Here is a 17,037-nt window from a genome sequence, read left to right on the forward strand (position 1 = left end):
TAGAATCATTCAAAATAAAATTCGGTAAAATTTAAAATTGAATAAAAAAATTAACTAAAACTCATCAATGTTAATATATTTGAGCATGAAAATTGTAGAAACGTTTATGAAAAAAAAGTTTATGAATTAATCAGGTTAAAATCATGTGAGGTTTTATTTCACGAATATTAGTTGGAATGTTTCGTAAAGTTTCCATTGGGGATTTCCCAACTTGAATTGAAGCTATCCCTGCACCAAAACCTATAAAAGTATATACTCCGGCTGTGTGTGCAAAAGCATGATCCCAGGGCAAAATCAAGAGAGTAATAAAATGTTCAGGAATTGTTAATAAAGATTTTGCCTGATAAATATTTGTGTAATAATTTAGGTGAGATAAAATAATTCCCTTTGAATCAGCAGTTGTCCCCGATGAATAACAAATATTTGCATAATCGTTTTCTTCAATTGATTGCCATCTTGAGATGAATTCTTCTATATTTTTTTGCAAGAACAAATCTCCTTTTTGGCAAATTTCTGAAAAAAGGATTTCGTTTTCGTTTAAATTTTCTTTTTCGTCAAGTAAGATTTTTTTTTCGAGGAGTGGCAGTTCGTCTTTTATCTCTACTAATTTTTTTTCTTGATTCCTCGAAATAATTAACATTCTGGCTTCGGAATGATTCAAACGGAATTTTATTTCTTGAGAATCGAGTTTTATTGACAATGGAACATTAACTGCTCCGGTATATAAAACACCTAGTTCGCTATAAATCCAGTCGTTTCTGCCCTCTGAAAGCAATGCTAATTTATCGCCTTTTTTTATTCCAAGTTCTAACAGTCCGGCTGCAAATTTATATACAGATTTTTTCGCATCGTTGAAATTTGTGGGTTCATATTTCTCCTCTTTTTTTTCCCACAGCAGGTTATTGTTTCCATATTTTCTAACACTATCCTCAAATAAATGGACTAAAGTTTTCATATCCAAAATTTTTATAGCATAAAGGTATCTTATTTTTTTGAAAATATGAAACTGATTTTATTGTATCTGTAAACTTTATAGTTGGCATAAATTCAGCTATTTATATTTATTAAAAAGTTTAGTGAAATTATTAACAATTATAAATTCGAAATTGAATAGGTAAAATGAGCTTTTAGAAATCTCATTTTATAATAATTTCCTTCATGTTTTTCAAGATATTTCATTATTTCTTTACAATCCTTAATCAAAAAAAACAGGAAGCTTTAAGAAAAAACCACAGCTTTTTTCAACTAATGAAAGAATTGTAAATTATTTTGCATTTTTTTATGCACATAATCAGACGTTTATAAAGTTTTCTGAAAAAAATCTAAAAAATCATGTAAGGTTTTTGTGCTTCTGGGTATTATATTATGAAGGGAAGAATGTAAAAAAAATGATTTATGAAAAGAAAAAATAAAAGTCCACCACAAAATGATTATGAATTTTTTATCTTTGTCATAAATAGAGACAAAACAAGTGAATGAAATTATTTTAAATTAATATTAAAAATTTTAGTTATGAAAAATTTTCTCTTTTTTTTAATTATTGTATGTATTTCCCCTTTTAGTTTGTTTTCACAAACAGGATATCCTTACACACAATCGGAGGTTGGTATTATAAATCAACCAAATACAAATTATACTATTAAATTAATAGATTTAGCAACGGCCGGTAATCCGGGAAGTGAATATCCTGTTACTATCAGAATTATAGAAGTTGATAGTGGTTTTGGTTATAAATTTAGCCATTTTCAATATAGTTACATTCCTTGGACAGGTCCAACATTTGTAACAACTGATATATTATGTGTTGATACTACCGGATATTTTGTTAATTGTAAAATATTAAATGATACAAAACCAAGTGATCCTTTATTATTTATTAGAACAATCAACAATTGTCTTCCTCTTGCAAATGGAAATAAAGTTGAAGTTTCAAGAGCATTCGATTCAACCATTCCTACTGATCCTTTTGTTTTTTTACCCTATAATATAAATGGATTTATTGGAAGTCAACTTGGGATATTGTCAGCCTTAGACATTACAGATGAATATATATATGTGGGAACTTGGAAGGGTCATATATATTCTGCTCCGTACGACAGAGATCAAATTGGAAATGCTTCATATCCACAATTAACATATTCAGTGCCATATAATGATTTTACAAGTACAGGTCATAATAGAAGGATCAATGATATTAGTCATACAGAAACTGATATTGTTGCAGTTGCCGATTCAAACTTAATTGTAACAGGAGGAATTGGAGGTTTGATGTCTGATCCTGGATTAGATGAATCAATAGGAGATCATCTTGCTGTTACTTATGTTCAAGACGAAACATTTATTGTTGCTGGTTCAGGATTATTTAGATATACTACAAATGGAGGTGTAAGTTATGATGATATTACTGTGATTGATACAAATGGTGATACCATTCCTATACCAGATAATTTAATTGATGTTGAAACGAATTATTATGGTTTTGAAGGCGGAAACGAAATATATTATCCTCCTCTTGGTGACGATAGAATGACTGTAACTGCTGTGTGTGGAAATGATAATATTTTGCAAACTATTGATGGCAATTTTGGAGTATTTTACGAAAATGATATAACAGGTATGTACCTTACAAAAATTGCACATACCGAAAACAATCTTTGTTTAATGAGCGGCAATGGTGGTGTTTTTGCAATGAAAGAAGAAATTGATATTTTTGATCTGGCTACCGGAAAAAATAAACGTTGCACATGGGTAAAATCAAATATGAACTGGCAAGATTTACTCACTTTTAATAGCATGGTACAAGGTGTAGATTACAATTCTATTGAACAATGGAATGGGACAAATTTTGTTGCAATAAATCTTGCAGGAAATTTTACTCCGGGCAAAGCTTATCAATTCGATATGATAAATCCAAAACTTTTTATTATAAAAGGCAGGCCTATTGAACCCACAAACTACGGACCTATAACTTTGACCTATCCTGAAGACTATTTTGTATATCCCCGACAAGTAAAAACTGAAATTGCTTCATATCTGCAAATCGTTTCAAATCCGGATATCGCAGGACTAAAGTATGAAGAAAATGGTGTAACTTATCAATTCAACTGGCCTCCGGGTACTTCTATTATGTATTTTGAGCCAAACAGAGTATATAAAGTTAAATTTCCAGGTACTGGACCCATAACTGTTCAGCGGCATAGAGGAAACGATGAGATTTTTTATTCGTATTTTAATAGTATTGTCAATCTTAGTAACAAAAGCACAGAAATGGTAAAATCTCAGCACTTCACTGTAGTTAATCCCGGAGATATGTTTACCTATGCAAATAACTTAATGAATTTTACTTATAGTTTTGATCCAGAGTGGGTTTGGGATATCTTTGCTTGCCGTGAAATTGAAATTGGAGATGAAATTGCAATTTTTGAAGCTGATACTTGCAGGCATGTTTATATTTTTAACAATATTGCATTAGGAGATTATATAAATTTTTCGCAACCAATGATTCTACCTGACTCAACTGTAAGTGAAGATTTTAATATCAGAGTTTTCTTAAATAGTACCGAAAAAGAATATAAAGCTAAAGTTGAACGAAAAATGGATGGCTATACTTTTGATTATATACAAGTTTATTATACTGGTATTGATTCGGTAACATACGAAATAGAAACAGAAGAAGATTCTTTGGTTCTTTATCAAAGCTATTGCGACTTTTTTGCTAATTGGTGGGAAGATAGTGTAACCATTTATAATGACACTTTTATGGTGAAAAATACTTACGATATGTTTGGGCAGGTTACTCAACAAGATCGTTTCACTCAAAGTTTCTACAATGTACATTTTATACCTGACACATCGGGAAGTAATCTTGTAAAAGCTTTAGAGCCTGAAATAAATATTTTTCCAAACCCAAGTACAGGAATTGTTTCTGTTGAATTAAATCAAAGCTTTGAAAATGTGCAGGTATACAATGCTGTGGGTCAGCAAATTTATTATCATCAGCTTTCTGCAGCAGAAAAACAATTTGAGATAGATTTATCGGCTTTTCAGGCAGGAGTTTATTTTGTAAAACTTGAAAACGACACTGAAAAAATCTCTAAGAAAATTTTTCTTTCTGAAGAATAATTATTATTCTAAAAGACCTGACAATCCCGATAGTTTTCGGGACTGACAGGTCTGATTCATAGTGATTTAACTTTCCAAAAGTTCGAAACTTTTGGAAAGTTTTTGCTACATATTTGTATATTATTATTTCAGAAATGAATTAGCAATTATCAATCCTGGATTATAAATTTTACATGTCCAAGAATATTTTCATTTTCACTAACTTGCAAAAGATAAAGCCCATTTATTAAGTTTTCTTTGTAAAAAACAAAAGTTGAAGGACTGGAATGATTATAACTTTTTACTTTTCGTCCTTTCGAATCGAAAATCAGAATCTGTAAATTTTTGTTTTTTTCGTAAGGAATATTGAGAATAGCAGTATTGGAAACTGGGTTTGGATATAATTTCAGATTTAAGAGAATATTGCTATATGTTTCAATATCAGTTGATTGAGAAATGTAATAGCTGCAAGAATCACCTTGTAAATTGAGTTGTAGAAATATATCATCAAAATAGCTGTCGTTGTCAGTACCAGTTATTCTTTGACCCATTATTATAAAGCTGACAGAGCGTGTTCCTGTTGGAATTGCCCATATTTTATTCATCAATGTCCAAGTGCTATTTGTTGTAGAACTTGTATCAGTCCCTAATATTAGCGAATCGTTGGTATCAAAAAATTGCACTGTAAAAGATGGAATATCAGAACCACCCCAGTTGGATAGATATGCACCATACTTCAAAATTACATTACCTGCATCTATTTCTGTAGAAAAATTATTAAGATCAACAGTTTGATGAGCTGCAGCAAACTCGTTTTCTATGCAAACTGCTCCCACAGCAAAATATTTTTGCCCGGTATGTGGCGAAATTCCATTGCATTCGCCATCTTCAAGAGATTCGAGTTCGCCATAATCAACTATCCAAAAACTTGTATCTTCTTCAGCACCGGGGTTTAGCAAAAGATTGTCGGTATAATTTGAACTCGAAGTTTGAAAACTTACGGGGTCTGACCATTCGCTCCACGCAAGACTTTTATCGCGATAGCGAACCCGCCAACAATAGCTTTGATTTGATTGTAATACTTCTACTTTTTCATCGCTCAAATCATCGCCAGCTTGCAAATCGTTTTCAAAATACCAATTCTCATTTTGTTTCCAACTTTCATATTCAGGACTTGTGAAATCCTTGCAATTATTTGCTATTTGCCAATGAGAAGCTCCATGTCCATCGCCATCAGTATCGATAAATTCATTTGCTTTCAGGAACACACAATCGGGGATTACTGTGTCGTTTTCTGTTGGGTACAAAGCTGTTGGTTTTGCAGGACTAATGTTATTTATTCGAATTTGAATACTGTCTTCAAGGGTATTATCTTTAATGATACTCTCATCGCCCAAACTGAATCGTTTTAACACAAATTTTGGATTGCTTCCGGCGTCAATCTCCAAAAGTACAAAACCGTATTCGTCTTGCGAGATAGTGAATTCATCATAATCATTTTGAGGATATTCTCCCCAGTAGTCAATATTTCCACCGGCAGTGGCTACGTTAACCCACAAATGATTGTGATCGCGAGATTGCCCTCGAGAATATCCGTGAGTGTGCCCAAAAAAATGTATGCTCGGTTTCCCTGAATTATCGGTAAAAGTTTCCATGAGCTGGATTACATCCCCTGTGTAACTGATTTCGCCTGGTAGCCATAATTCCGATTTATGTGGATGATGCAATTGAGCAAAAACAAAGTCGATGTTAGGGTCGGTGCTTGTAACATTTAGAACGCTGTCGAGCCAATCGAGTTGAATCTGCAAACGATATCCCGGATTAGAGTCCATGCCAATAATTCTAACATTTGATTCTACCCTTGTCCACCAATGTTCTTTATAAGTTGCTGAACCATTTTCCGGAAGATGAAAATATTTAAAAAAATAGTCGGTATTTGCTTCGTGATTTCCTAATACTGGATAAATAGGCACGAATCCAAACAAAGGATCGGCAGGATCGAAAAATGTATTTTTCCATTGAGCATAATTTGTTCCGGTAGAAACCAAATCGCCAGGAATTAATATCATGCTTAAGTTTTCGTTAATATCTGTACTAAATTGGTCTTCAAAATATTTGATTATTCCATCGTGTACTATGTCGTGGAACTTATCCGGATTTGCTGCATCTTGCTGCATATCGCTCATAGCAGCAATAGTAATTGATTTTTCGTCTGATTGTATTGCCGGAGTTAAAAAATTATATTCATCGGAAGAAAATGAATTGCCGACAATTTGATAATAGTATTTTGTATCCGGCTGAAGATTTGTAAGAATTGCAGTGTGTATTTGGGCTGTTCCAGAACTTTGTTCAGATGTACTGAAGGTAGTATCTCCAAAAGTAGTAGTTAAACCCCAAATAACATAACTAGAATCCAGCACATCAGTCTCCCACATTACAACAATTGATTCTGGTTCAGCATGTTGTAAATATGGTTTCACAATAAGTTGTTGAGCTACTGTAGAAAGACTAAAAATAAGTGTTAAACATACAGCAAATAAATAATAATGTGTTTTCATAATTTACATATTTGAAATTTTATTAGTCATTTTTTTCTATCAAAAAATAGCAAGTAGTTATTAAGAAATTTCTCAGATAAGGTATTGATGTAAGGAAATTTAGTTGTTTACGAGGTTTTAGTTTAAATTTTATTTCGTAATTCGGATTAATAAAAAACAAAAGCTTTTTTGCAACTGAAAGATCTTCCGATTTTATTATTCGAAGAAATCGTTCAATGCTAATTCTTGTTTCTTTTATTTCGAGAAGCATATTGATTTTAGTTTCAGATTCGCCAAATAGCTTCATTAAGCCAACATAAATGGGATTTGGTAAAATATGAATAAATGGCATCAATGATAAAAATTTGTTTTCGCACATTTGCTGATGACCTCCAAATGGATTTTGCCAAGGTGGGAAACCTAAGAATAATTTCCCATCAGGTTTTAAAAGTGTTTTAATGAATTTTATAAAACGCTCCTGATTGTGAATATGTTCTAAAACATCTCGTAAAAAAATGAAATCGAATTTATTTTTTAATTCCACCTGAAGATTATAAATATCATTATGAATGAATTCAAGATTTTTGCTATTGTTATGATTTTGAAAAAAATGTTTTGCATTTTCAATTTTTCCGGCAGAAAGGTCAACACCAGTAAGTTTGCAGCCCAAATCAAGAAAAGGTTTCATGTTTCCTCCTTCTCCGCAACCTACTTCCAGAATTTCTGTATTTTGGTCTAATTCAACATAGTCTTTAATAAAAGGGATTACATAATTCTGGGTTGTATAAATTTGCTCCTCAAAATATTTATACCTTTTTGTGTGATTTTTGAACATTTGTTTAGTTTTTATTGTCAGAAAAAAAAATGTATAAAAATAAAAAATCCCTACATTTAAATGTAAGGATTTGTATGTTTATAGTCTATCATTAATAAGTTCAAGGCAAAAAGTTTGTTGGTTTCAGAATTAATAAGCCCATTTTAAATAGACAGAACCCCAAGTGAAACCGGCTCCAAATGAAGAAATTATTAGTTTGTCTCCTTTTTTAAGCTCTTTTTCCCAGTCGCTCAGCAAGAGCGGAATTGTTCCATTTGTTGTATTTCCATATTTCTGAATGTTAATCATAACTTGTTCTTTGCTAATTCCCATTCTTCGTGCAGTAGCTTCAATAATTCGTAGGTTTGCCTGATGTGGAACTAACCATGCCAGATCTTCCGATTTAATATTATGCTTATTCATCATTTCTACAGAAATGTCTGCCATACGAGAAACTGCAAATTTAAATACAGCCTGTCCTTCTTGATATACGAAGTGTTCGCGGGCATCAATAGTTTCATGGCTTGCAGGTTTCACCGAACCACCGGCTTTCTGATGTAAATGTTTGCGCCCTGAACCATCAACATGGAGCATTGTATCGATAACTCCATAACCTTCGGTATTGGGCTCCAGTAAAACAGCACCACCTCCATCGCCAAAAATTATACAAGTTTGTCTGTCGGTATAATCTATGATTGATGACATTTTATCGCCACTAATAACAATCACCTTTTTATATCCTGTCTCAACAAATTTTGAAGCTGTGGTTAATGCGTAAATAAAACCTGAACATGCAGCATTTATATCGAAGCTCCAGGCATTTTTAATTCCTACCATGTCGCTTATAATATTTGCAGTAGCAGGAAATTGCATGTCAGCTGTAATAGTAGAGCAGATAACTAAGTCGATTTCTTCAGGCTTAGTATTTGTTTTTTTCAGAAGACCTTTAATAGCTTCAGCACCAATAAATGATGTTCCTAATCCTTCGCCCTTCAGTATTCTACGCTCACTTATTCCTGTTCGGGTAAGTATCCATTCGTCTGTTGTGTCAATAATTTTTTCTAATTCTTGATTTCTTAGGATATAATCCGGACGATATGCTTCTATACCAGTAATTGCTGCTGTAATTTTATCCATTGTTAAATACTTCTTTTATTTTTTCTGTAATTTTTGCTCTTGCAACTTCGTCAGTATGAAGAATCATATTTTTTATAGCAATGTCATTTGAGATTCCGTGTCCGATAACTACGGGTGCATTAACCCCAAGAATAGGAGTTCCGCCATATATTTCGAAATTAAACTTCTCGAAATATTCATCCTGTATTTTTCTTTTCTGAATAAGAGTATAAAAAGATTCGGCTTGTTTCAAAACAACATTTCCTGTAAAACCATCTGAAACAATTACATCAACTTTGTCAGTACTAAAAATTTCGTTGCCTTCAATATTGCCAATAAAATTAAAATCGTCAGTGCCTTTCATTAGCTCGTGAGTTGCTTTTGTCAGTAGATTTCCTTTTTCTTCTTCAGAACCAATGTTTAACAATCCAATTCGAGGATTTTTAATTTTATAAACAAATTCAGCATAGATTGAGCCTAAAATTGCATATTGATAAAGTACGTCAGGTCTGCAATCAGGATTGATACCTACATCTAACAGTATGGCATTTTTCCCGTTTTCTTTAGGTAGAACTGTACTTATTGAAGGTCTTATTACTCCGGGAATTTGCTTGATTGTGTACATAGCTCCGACAAGCATTGCGCCAGTATTTCCAGCACTTGCAAATCCATCTATTTTTCCTTTATGAAGCATGTGGAAGCCTACTGCAATACTCGAGTTTTGCTTTTTTGCAAACGATTTTGCAGGATGGTCTCCCATCTCTATAACTTCTGTAGTATGAACAATCTCGAAATTTGAAGAATCGAAACCTTCTTCGTCTAAAATTTTTTTTATGCTTTTCGAATCTCCAAATAGAACTAGTTCAGTGTCTGGAGGTACTTGAGAATGAGCCAGAATTGTTCCCTTTACGATTGCATTGGGAGCAAAATCACCACCCATTATGTCAATACCTATTCGCATACTTAAATTTTGTTGATTTCTATTTTTTCTATTCTTCGGCTTTTGCTTCTATGGCAAGTTTGCCTCTATAGAATCCACATTCTGAACAAACTCTATGGTAGCGAACTGCCGAACCACAGTTTGAACATGTGGCAAGGGTTGGAGCCGTTGCTTTATAATGTGTTCTTCGTTTATCTCTTCTCTGTTTTGATATTTTTCTTTTCGGATGTGCCATTTTTATTTAATAAATTTAATCTTTGATTTATTTTAGTTTTCTATTGTTAATTTCTTTAGTTTATCCCATCTTGGGTCTGTTTTGTTGTCAGAATTAGTTTGATTTGACATATTTTCTATCAATTCTATCATTTCTTTGTTGCATTGAGATTTGCCTTCCTTATCTTTCGGATGAATCCGCTTAAAAGGCAGGTTTAAATGAATATATTCATAAATATTTTGAGAAATATCTATTTCGTAATCATCGGCAGAAATAACTCTAATTTCTTCGCCAATATATCTTGAATCTTCAACTTCCATCCCAAAACGAACATGAAATTTTGATGAAAAATTTATCGGAAGGTCAAATGGCTCAAGACAAAAGTCGCACTCCATTTTTACATAACCATTTAAATAGAAATCAAATATTAAAATTTGTTCATTTTTTTCCAATACAATTTTAACATCAACTTTTCCTTCTTTTACTTCCGACTTGTCAAAATCTATAAAGAACGTTTCGTCAATCACGAATTGAAATTCATGAAATCCATTCTTTAATCCCTTAAAAGGAACAATATAAAAATCATTTTTTTTCAAAACCTCTTAAAAATTAATCGTGCAAAAGTAAAAATTAATATTAAAAACAAAAAAATAAATAGTTTGTACTTAATGCTTTAATTGTCAATACATTTACAAGGAAGTATTTTCTATTTTCTGTTTATATACTCTGTGTCAGCACTAAAAAAATGAGATTTTTGGTCGAAAGATAAAAATTTTCAAATCGGTTTGGTTTTATTTTTTTAAAACAATTCTAAATGTGGTTTCTCTATTTAGTTCAGAATTTTTTACAAATATTTTGCCCGAATGATATATTTCAACTATTCGTTTGGTAAGCGATAGACCAAGTCCCCATCCTCTTTGTTTGGTTGTGAAACCCGGATGAAAAATGGTTTTATATTTCGATTTTGGAATTCCTTTGCCTGTATCTTTAATATCGAGATAAATAACTTGTGTATTGTCTGTTACAGTGATATCTATAGTTCCATCACCCTCCATTGCATCCATTGCATTTTTGCATATATTTTCTATAACCCACTCAAAAAGTGCAATATTTATTGAAACAAAAATTTCATCCTCTGATGAAAAATTCAAAATATATTTTATTTTTTTTGAAGATCTGGTTTTCAAATAGGTAATAGAGTTGTTCAAAACGTCAGCAATATTTGCTTTTTTTAGAACTGGAGTAGAACCAATTTTCGAAAAGCGTTCAGTAATTGTTTCCAGCCGTTTAATATCTTTTTCTACTTCCGAAAGAAGTTCTGCATCGGAGTTTTTCAATTTCAGAAATTCGAGCCAAGCAAGTAGCGAAGATATTGGCGTACCGAGCTGATGCGCAGTTTCTTTCGACATGCCAACCCAAACTTGATTTTGTTCGGCTTTTCGTGTACTATTAAATGCAAAATATGATACAAGAATAAACAGCATGATTACAAGTAGCTGAATGTAAGGGTAATAGAAAAGTTGTGTAAGTAGAATTGAATCTTTGTAATAAATGTAGTTTTTTTGGCCATCATATAATTCTATTTCGATAGGTTCGTTCATCGATTTCATAATCTCCAACTGATTTTGAAGATAGTTTTCGCCATGGAGCCTTAATGTATCAAGATTTCTTGTGTAATTTATGGTTTCGTTTCCAGCATCGTCAATCTCAGTCAGAATTACTGGTATCGTAACATTGTTGATAATGACTTCTGAGATGAATGTGAAAACTTCATCGTTGCTGATGTTTGGAAATAGTTTTGTAGCAGAAGCCCACAACTCAACTTTTTTTCTCTCTTCTACAGCCAATTTTTTTATTAAAATATTTGTGTACCACAAGGATGAAACTCCTATTACTACTGCAACTACAAACAGTATAAGTTTCCATTTCTGTCTTTTAGAATATATGTTCATTTCAATTGAGATTTTGTATTGTGAAAATAATTTCAATATGTCTATTTATCTTCCCATTCTATTTGTAATTTCTTTTTCTTTGACTTTCTATTCTTACTCTTTTTCTTTTTTTTCTTGATTGTATCTTTTTGGTTTTCAAATTCTTCCCATACAGGCTGGAATTTGTTTTCTTCGTCTATTTTATTTTGCTTTATTTTTATTGAAGCTGAGGTATCTTTTTTTAATATTTCAAATTCGTCGAGAATTATTTCTTTTATTTCTTCTTTTTCTTTCTTCAAGTTTTCTACAACCGACTTTTTTGCTCTTTTTCTATTGAAAGAGAATTTATAATCATCCTCATTCCCAACAACTTTCAAAAATATTTTTGTTTCGTTTGATTTCTCTTCTTCAATAATTCCAAATTCGTTTTCAAAATTTCTTTTTCTTTTAAAACGTTTTCCTAAGATTTCTTTTAAAAATATTTCAAGTTCATACGAAAAAATATGATTAAAAGTATGTTCGCCCGAAATTGAAATATTAAAAGCTGAAGAATGAATATCCATGAATGGTATCATAACTTTTTCGTTTTTAATATTTAGTGTGTTTTTTAGCTTTGAAAACTTAATATGCTCTAATTCTGAAAGTTCTATGAAATCCGACATTTTTTTTATTGGTTCAAAATCAATAAGTTCACCATTCGTAATTTCAAAATCTCCAAGCGATTCAATGCTTTTGTCAATAACGGAAAATGATGATGTAAAATCAGATTGTAATTCAAGATTTAAATTTAATTTTCCTCTGACATTTTTATTGATTATGAAATTCTGTCCAAAATTGTCAAATGATTGAAACAAATCTGCAATTTCAATATTTTTTAATTGTGTTTTAATATTCAGGTTGAAATTTGTATTATGATTTTCACATATTTTTCCATGCAAAGAAATATTTCCTTCCATAGAATTACACTTAAAAGATTTTATTTGAACAGCTTTCGGAAGGAATAAAACACTTGCTTTAAGTTTATCTGCTTTGAAATTTTTGTATTCAAATTTCTCAATGCCTGTTATTAAATTTATTGATACATTTTCTGGAAGATGAAAGTTAGATTGTTCTGCAAAATCTTGATATTCAAGAATTTCAGTTAAATTTATATAATTTGTATTAAGCTGAATGTTTCCTTGCAATTTTTCATTTTCTTCAAAAAAATATTTCAGTGGATTTTGAATTGAAACAGACGATTGAATTTTTGAATTATTCAATACAAATTCCAAATTTTCAGTACTTAATAAACCTTTATTTATAATAATATTTGCATTGATGTTTGTAAATTTTTGTTGTAAATATTTCAATAATAGGTTTGTATTTTTTAGAAACATTTCCCCTGAAATGTCAAGTTTTGATAAGCTCTTATCAATCACATTTTCGCCGAAGTATATCATGCCAAAACCTTGAAGTTTAGCCTCTAAATTTCCATTAATAGTATTCAACTGGCTGAAGTTTACTGATTTGTGCATATCCTCCAAATCAATTTCAGATTCTATTTTGAAATTGATATTTGGTTTGTTGAAATTCTTAAGAATAAATATTCCTTTAATTCTACTCTTCTCAAAATAAGCAGAAAAACTATTTGCCTCTAAAGTAGCAGAATGCATCGATTTCTCTTTACCATTGGAGAAACTTCCAACCATATCTATTTTGCTCAGATTGAAAATCGTTTTTTTTCTAAGAAAAATCCCATCAGTTATTTCAAAATTTGCATCAATTCGTGGAGATTGATTTTTAGAAATCTCACCAATCACTGATGAGGTAAAATTCAATTTTCCATTCATTTCGAAATCTGAAAATTGATCTTGTATTTTTTTGTTGAAGATATTTAGAATCGATTCAATTTGTAATTTTTTAGCTGATATTTTCAAATCACAAAAAGTGCTTTTCGAAAAATTAACATTTCCTTCCACTTTGAATTTGTTATTTGAAAGAATTACTTTTCCATTTTTAATCAGATATTTTTCGTCGATTCCTGACAAATCTACTTCTATTTCAATTGGTTGTGCGATTAAATAGTTTTTTTCTTCAATTGTCAAATCGTTTAAATGAGCTTTTATTTTTGTTTTTATTGAAAAGTTTTCGTCCGAAAAATCTCCTGAAAGCTCTATTTTTTTTGTATGAAAATTTGTGCTGAAATTTGAATTTATGTCATTAAAAAAAATATGTGAGTCTTTAATAATCAGATTGTTTAGCTTTATTTTGAAGGATGAAGTGTCGTTTTTTTTATTCTCAGACCAAAAGTTATAATTGTTTTTGTTTTTGCTGTCGGTAAGAAAATTTATTTTCCCATTTTCTATTTTAATTTCCGAAATTTTGTAGTTTTTGCTCAAAACATCTAAAATCCCAAATTTGAGAAATACTTTATCTGCTTGCAAAAAATTCTTTGTTTTAGCGTCTTTAAATTCATTTAAATTAATATCTGCTGACGATTTTATACTAATATTCGTAAATTCTAATGAAGCATTCGGAAAATTGCGAATAATTGAGAAGTTTATTACATCAACATTAATCTTGGTGTCAACTCTTTTGTTTAATTCTGAAACAAGAAAATTTACAACTTCGGTTTTATATTTATATGAAAAAACCAATGCAACACTGAACAATGCCATTAGTATTACAATTATTATTAGCAATATGTTTTTGATTTTTTTCACAAAAATAAAATATAGTTACCGTATTTTTTAAACGGCACACTTTTATTCATATTTTTTTTGGTATAAAATTTATTTGTGTTTTTCTGAGAAAGTAAAAATCAAAACCTATTTTAGTGTATATTTAATTCCAGTAAAAACAGCAAACGAATAGGCGTAATAGTTAAGAGCCTGCTCATTTTCGCTAATTGGAAGCAAAGAATATTTTAAGGTAGGTTCAAACAAAAATGTTGTTCGCTTGAATAATGAATATTCTATACCGAAACCAAAAACTCCTGCATAATTTATAGATTTTAAATCATCTGTTTTACCTATATTTTGTAAATAATTGTCCGATTCTAAATATACATTATTGTTTACGAGGATGCCGGAATTTAAGCCAGCCAATACTTGAAAATCCAGTTTTTTGTCAATTAATTTATACTTTACAATTAGAGGCAATTCGAGATAATCAAATTTATATATCATGTTGTTCTTAATGAAATATGTTGATTTTACGGTTTCAGAATTATCTACTAATGAATTGTTTGATCGTGTCAATTCTAACGATTCAAAAGTTTTTCCAGATTGTGAATAGGTATTAACTTTCCCAATGGAAGAACTTATGGATATTTCGTTTTGGGCATAAGCATCCTTCATCAAAATTGTCTCTTCAGATGAGTGTCCTAATCTTGAAAAATGAACTCCCGATTGAAAACTTAGACGGCTATTGATTTGATATTCAACATTTAAACCACCTGAGTAAGAGATGATTGCGGATTCAAAATCGTCATAATCATAGTTTTCGATAGATTCGGGCGATTGTGAATCTGAATTTCCTGCAATCAAGTTACGAAAAGAATAAGAGGGTGAGAAAATTCCTGCGATTGACCAATTTTTAGTTTCAGTTTTTTTCTTTTTTGGTAGAAATTCAATTTCTTCTTGAGTATTGTCTGCAATTGAACTGAGATTTTGTATGTCGTTTTTTTCAGGAATTTCAATGGAAGTGCTTCTCCTTTCAGTATCGAGTTTAGAAATGTTTTTAAAAACTTCTGAAATTTGATTTGTTGTTTCCGGAATTTCCATTTTTGGAATCGGGATTTCAGCAATTATAATTTCACTTTTGCTTTTTGGAACAGAAATGTTTGTATTTGATTTATCATTTGTTTTTGGATTTATAATACTTGAGTTATTAGGTGCTTTTTTTAATATTTTCGAGTTATTGATTTTTTCGTCTTCTGAATAAGGTTTTTGCTGATTTTTTATTTTTTCTATTGTTGATTCAGATTTTTTTTGTTCAATTGAGGGAATTTCTTGCTTAGCAATATTTTCGCTTACATTATTTTGTAAATAGAAAATGCTACCAATAGCAAAAATCAAAGTGATGCTTGCAGCAATTTTCAGAAAAATAGGCAATAGTTTGCGAGTTTTATTTTTAGATATTCTATTATTAATATTTTCCCAAGCATCATCTGGTGGATCAATACTGTGCTGAAATAAAATTTTAGAAATTAATTTATCAATATTTAAGTAGTTCTTTTTCATTTCTCATCTAAATTTAATGATAAAACACGTTTTTGCAAAATGGTTCGTGCCCTCGACAAATTCGATTTTGAAGTTCCGACAGATATATTCAGCTTTTCTGAAATCTCTTTATGCGAGTAACCTTCATTCACATACAAATTAAATACTGTTCTGTATTGAGGACTAAGCTCTTGCATAACTTTTAAAATATCATTAGCCGAAATATTGCTTTCAATATCTTCGTAGGATAAACTGTCTTTAAATTCAAATATCTCACTATCGATGAATTTAATTTTATTCTGACGAAATTTTTCTAAAGCAGTATTTACCATAATTCTTCTAATCCAACCCTCAAAACTTCCTTGGTGTTTAAATTGCTTTAAATTGGTAAAAACTTTAACGAAACCGTCTTGCAAAATATCCTTTGCTTCTTCGTAATTGTTTGAATATTGAAGACATACAACAAACATTTTTCCGGAAAACAAATCGTAAAGTTTCCGTTGAAATTTACTTTCGTTGTTAATACATGCGTTTATTATTTTTGTATAATCTTGCTTCAAATCCTCAATAATTTTCTCACAAAAATATAATAAACATGCAGACAACATTAATTATTTTCCACAATCAAAAGTCTGATGTAATTTCTTTCAATAAGGTTGCTATCTATGAAGCAGCAAAATTTTTGTTTAATTCGATTCATAGAACAATTAGTAAGAACGGGCAAAGTATTTTCTTGATATAATTAACACTAAGAAAAATAGTCAATGAATGGATAAAATTTTATATCTTGTGCGATTATTTGAAATAGTGTAATATTGATTCAAAAAAAACATTATGTCATTTGATAATAGTTTTAATATTCTAATTGTAGATGATAGGGAGGAAAACCTTCTTACACTTGAAGCAATTCTAGAAGATCTTGACGTAGAGTTGGTAAAAGCAAATTCCGGAAATGAAGCATTAAGAGCATTGCTGGTTAACGAAATTGCTCTTGTTTTGTTAGATGTTCAAATGCCAGGAATGGATGGATTTGAAACAGCTGAGTAATTGTAAATATATAATTGCTCCATTATTAATTTTTTTTCCTATCTTTGCCACATGGATAGAATAAATGAAATAAGAATTAAATATTCAACAATTATAAAAGAAGCAAACGAGCGTTTCATTCGGATATGGGCAGCA

General features: G+C 30.6%; 13 protein-coding genes. 2 read left to right on the forward strand and 11 right to left on the reverse strand.

The window, feature by feature from the left end; all coding sequences use genetic code 11:
- Positions 1–130: 130 nt before the first annotated feature.
- On the reverse strand, positions 131–955 hold the full coding sequence (locus tag HN894_09515) for an AMP-binding protein (protein ID MBT7143565.1): 825 nt from the start codon (positions 953–955) through the stop codon (positions 131–133).
- Between the two features lie 557 nt (positions 956–1,512).
- Between HN894_09515 and HN894_09520 the strand changes: the two genes are divergently transcribed.
- Positions 1,513–4,122 carry a T9SS type A sorting domain-containing protein gene (locus tag HN894_09520; GenBank protein MBT7143566.1) on the forward strand — a complete coding sequence of 870 codons (2,610 nt, stop codon included), beginning with the start codon at positions 1,513–1,515 and terminating at the stop codon, positions 4,120–4,122.
- A 149-nt stretch (positions 4,123–4,271) separates the two neighbouring features.
- Here HN894_09520 and HN894_09525 read toward each other — a convergent pair whose 3' ends face one another.
- From HN894_09525 to HN894_09570, 10 genes are all read right to left on the reverse strand, one after another.
- Positions 4,272–6,659 carry a T9SS type A sorting domain-containing protein gene (locus HN894_09525; protein ID MBT7143567.1) on the reverse strand — a complete coding sequence of 796 codons (2,388 nt, stop codon included), beginning with the start codon at positions 6,657–6,659 and terminating at the stop codon, positions 4,272–4,274.
- Between the two features lie 22 nt (positions 6,660–6,681).
- Complete coding sequence (locus tag HN894_09530) at positions 6,682–7,473, reverse strand: class I SAM-dependent methyltransferase (protein ID MBT7143568.1); 792 nt, start codon at positions 7,471–7,473, stop codon at positions 6,682–6,684.
- 129 nt (positions 7,474–7,602) lie between these two features.
- Positions 7,603–8,589, reverse strand: coding sequence for a ketoacyl-ACP synthase III (locus tag HN894_09535; protein MBT7143569.1), 987 nt, complete (start codon positions 8,587–8,589; stop codon positions 7,603–7,605).
- Positions 8,582–9,529 (reverse strand): phosphate acyltransferase PlsX, encoded by a 948-nt coding sequence (gene plsX, locus HN894_09540; GenBank protein MBT7143570.1) that lies wholly within the window; start codon positions 9,527–9,529, stop codon positions 8,582–8,584. Before plsX ends, HN894_09535 begins: the two co-directional genes overlap by 8 nt.
- A 28-nt stretch (positions 9,530–9,557) precedes the next feature.
- Positions 9,558–9,743 carry a 50S ribosomal protein L32 gene (rpmF, locus tag HN894_09545; protein MBT7143571.1) on the reverse strand — a complete coding sequence of 62 codons (186 nt, stop codon included), beginning with the start codon at positions 9,741–9,743 and terminating at the stop codon, positions 9,558–9,560.
- Positions 9,744–9,775: 32 nt separating this feature from the next.
- Complete coding sequence (locus HN894_09550) at positions 9,776–10,318, reverse strand: DUF177 domain-containing protein (protein MBT7143572.1); 543 nt, start codon at positions 10,316–10,318, stop codon at positions 9,776–9,778.
- 195 nt (positions 10,319–10,513) lie between these two features.
- Positions 10,514–11,674: a HAMP domain-containing histidine kinase gene (locus HN894_09555; GenBank protein ID MBT7143573.1), complete on the reverse strand. Its 1,161-nt coding sequence runs from the start codon at positions 11,672–11,674 to the stop codon at positions 10,514–10,516.
- Positions 11,675–11,715: 41 nt separating this feature from the next.
- Positions 11,716–14,310, reverse strand: a complete 2,595-nt coding sequence (locus HN894_09560) for a hypothetical protein (GenBank protein MBT7143574.1) — start codon at positions 14,308–14,310, stop codon at positions 11,716–11,718.
- Between the two features lie 150 nt (positions 14,311–14,460).
- On the reverse strand, positions 14,461–15,876 hold the full coding sequence (locus tag HN894_09565; GenBank protein ID MBT7143575.1) for a PorT family protein: 1,416 nt from the start codon (positions 15,874–15,876) through the stop codon (positions 14,461–14,463).
- Positions 15,873–16,463, reverse strand: coding sequence for a sigma-70 family RNA polymerase sigma factor (locus HN894_09570; protein MBT7143576.1), 591 nt, complete (start codon positions 16,461–16,463; stop codon positions 15,873–15,875). Before HN894_09570 ends, HN894_09565 begins: the two co-directional genes overlap by 4 nt.
- Positions 16,464–16,689: 226 nt before the next feature.
- On the opposite strand from HN894_09570, the gene HN894_09575 reads away from it, so the two are divergent.
- Complete coding sequence (locus HN894_09575) at positions 16,690–16,902, forward strand: response regulator (GenBank protein MBT7143577.1); 213 nt, start codon at positions 16,690–16,692, stop codon at positions 16,900–16,902.
- Positions 16,903–17,037: the final 135 nt, after the last annotated feature.

This window comes from Bacteroidota bacterium, assembly GCA_018692315.1.
GTDB lineage: Bacteria > Bacteroidota > Bacteroidia > Bacteroidales > JABHKC01 > JABHKC01.

What these genes read in the sequence shown, in the direction of transcription:
- HN894_09525 (MBT7143567.1), bottom strand. Translation starts at nt 6,659, where the DNA reads ATGAAAACACATTATTATTTATTTGCTGTATGTTTAACACTTATTTTT.
- HN894_09565 (MBT7143575.1), bottom strand. Translation starts at nt 15,876, where the DNA reads ATGAAAAAGAACTACTTAAATATTGATAAATTAATTTCTAAAATTTTA.
- HN894_09555 (MBT7143573.1), bottom strand. Translation starts at nt 11,674, where the DNA reads ATGAACATATATTCTAAAAGACAGAAATGGAAACTTATACTGTTTGTA.
- HN894_09570 (MBT7143576.1), bottom strand. Translation starts at nt 16,463, where the DNA reads ATGTTGTCTGCATGTTTATTATATTTTTGTGAGAAAATTATTGAGGAT.
- HN894_09515 (MBT7143565.1), bottom strand. Translation starts at nt 955, where the DNA reads ATGAAAACTTTAGTCCATTTATTTGAGGATAGTGTTAGAAAATATGGA.
- HN894_09530 (MBT7143568.1), bottom strand. Translation starts at nt 7,473, where the DNA reads ATGTTCAAAAATCACACAAAAAGGTATAAATATTTTGAGGAGCAAATT.
- HN894_09575 (MBT7143577.1), top strand. Translation starts at nt 16,690, where the DNA reads ATGTCATTTGATAATAGTTTTAATATTCTAATTGTAGATGATAGGGAG.
- HN894_09560 (MBT7143574.1), bottom strand. Translation starts at nt 14,310, where the DNA reads ATGGCATTGTTCAGTGTTGCATTGGTTTTTTCATATAAATATAAAACC.
- HN894_09520 (MBT7143566.1), top strand. Translation starts at nt 1,513, where the DNA reads ATGAAAAATTTTCTCTTTTTTTTAATTATTGTATGTATTTCCCCTTTT.
- plsX (MBT7143570.1), bottom strand. Translation starts at nt 9,529, where the DNA reads ATGCGAATAGGTATTGACATAATGGGTGGTGATTTTGCTCCCAATGCA.
- HN894_09535 (MBT7143569.1), bottom strand. Translation starts at nt 8,589, where the DNA reads ATGGATAAAATTACAGCAGCAATTACTGGTATAGAAGCATATCGTCCG.
- rpmF (MBT7143571.1), bottom strand. Translation starts at nt 9,743, where the DNA reads ATGGCACATCCGAAAAGAAAAATATCAAAACAGAGAAGAGATAAACGA.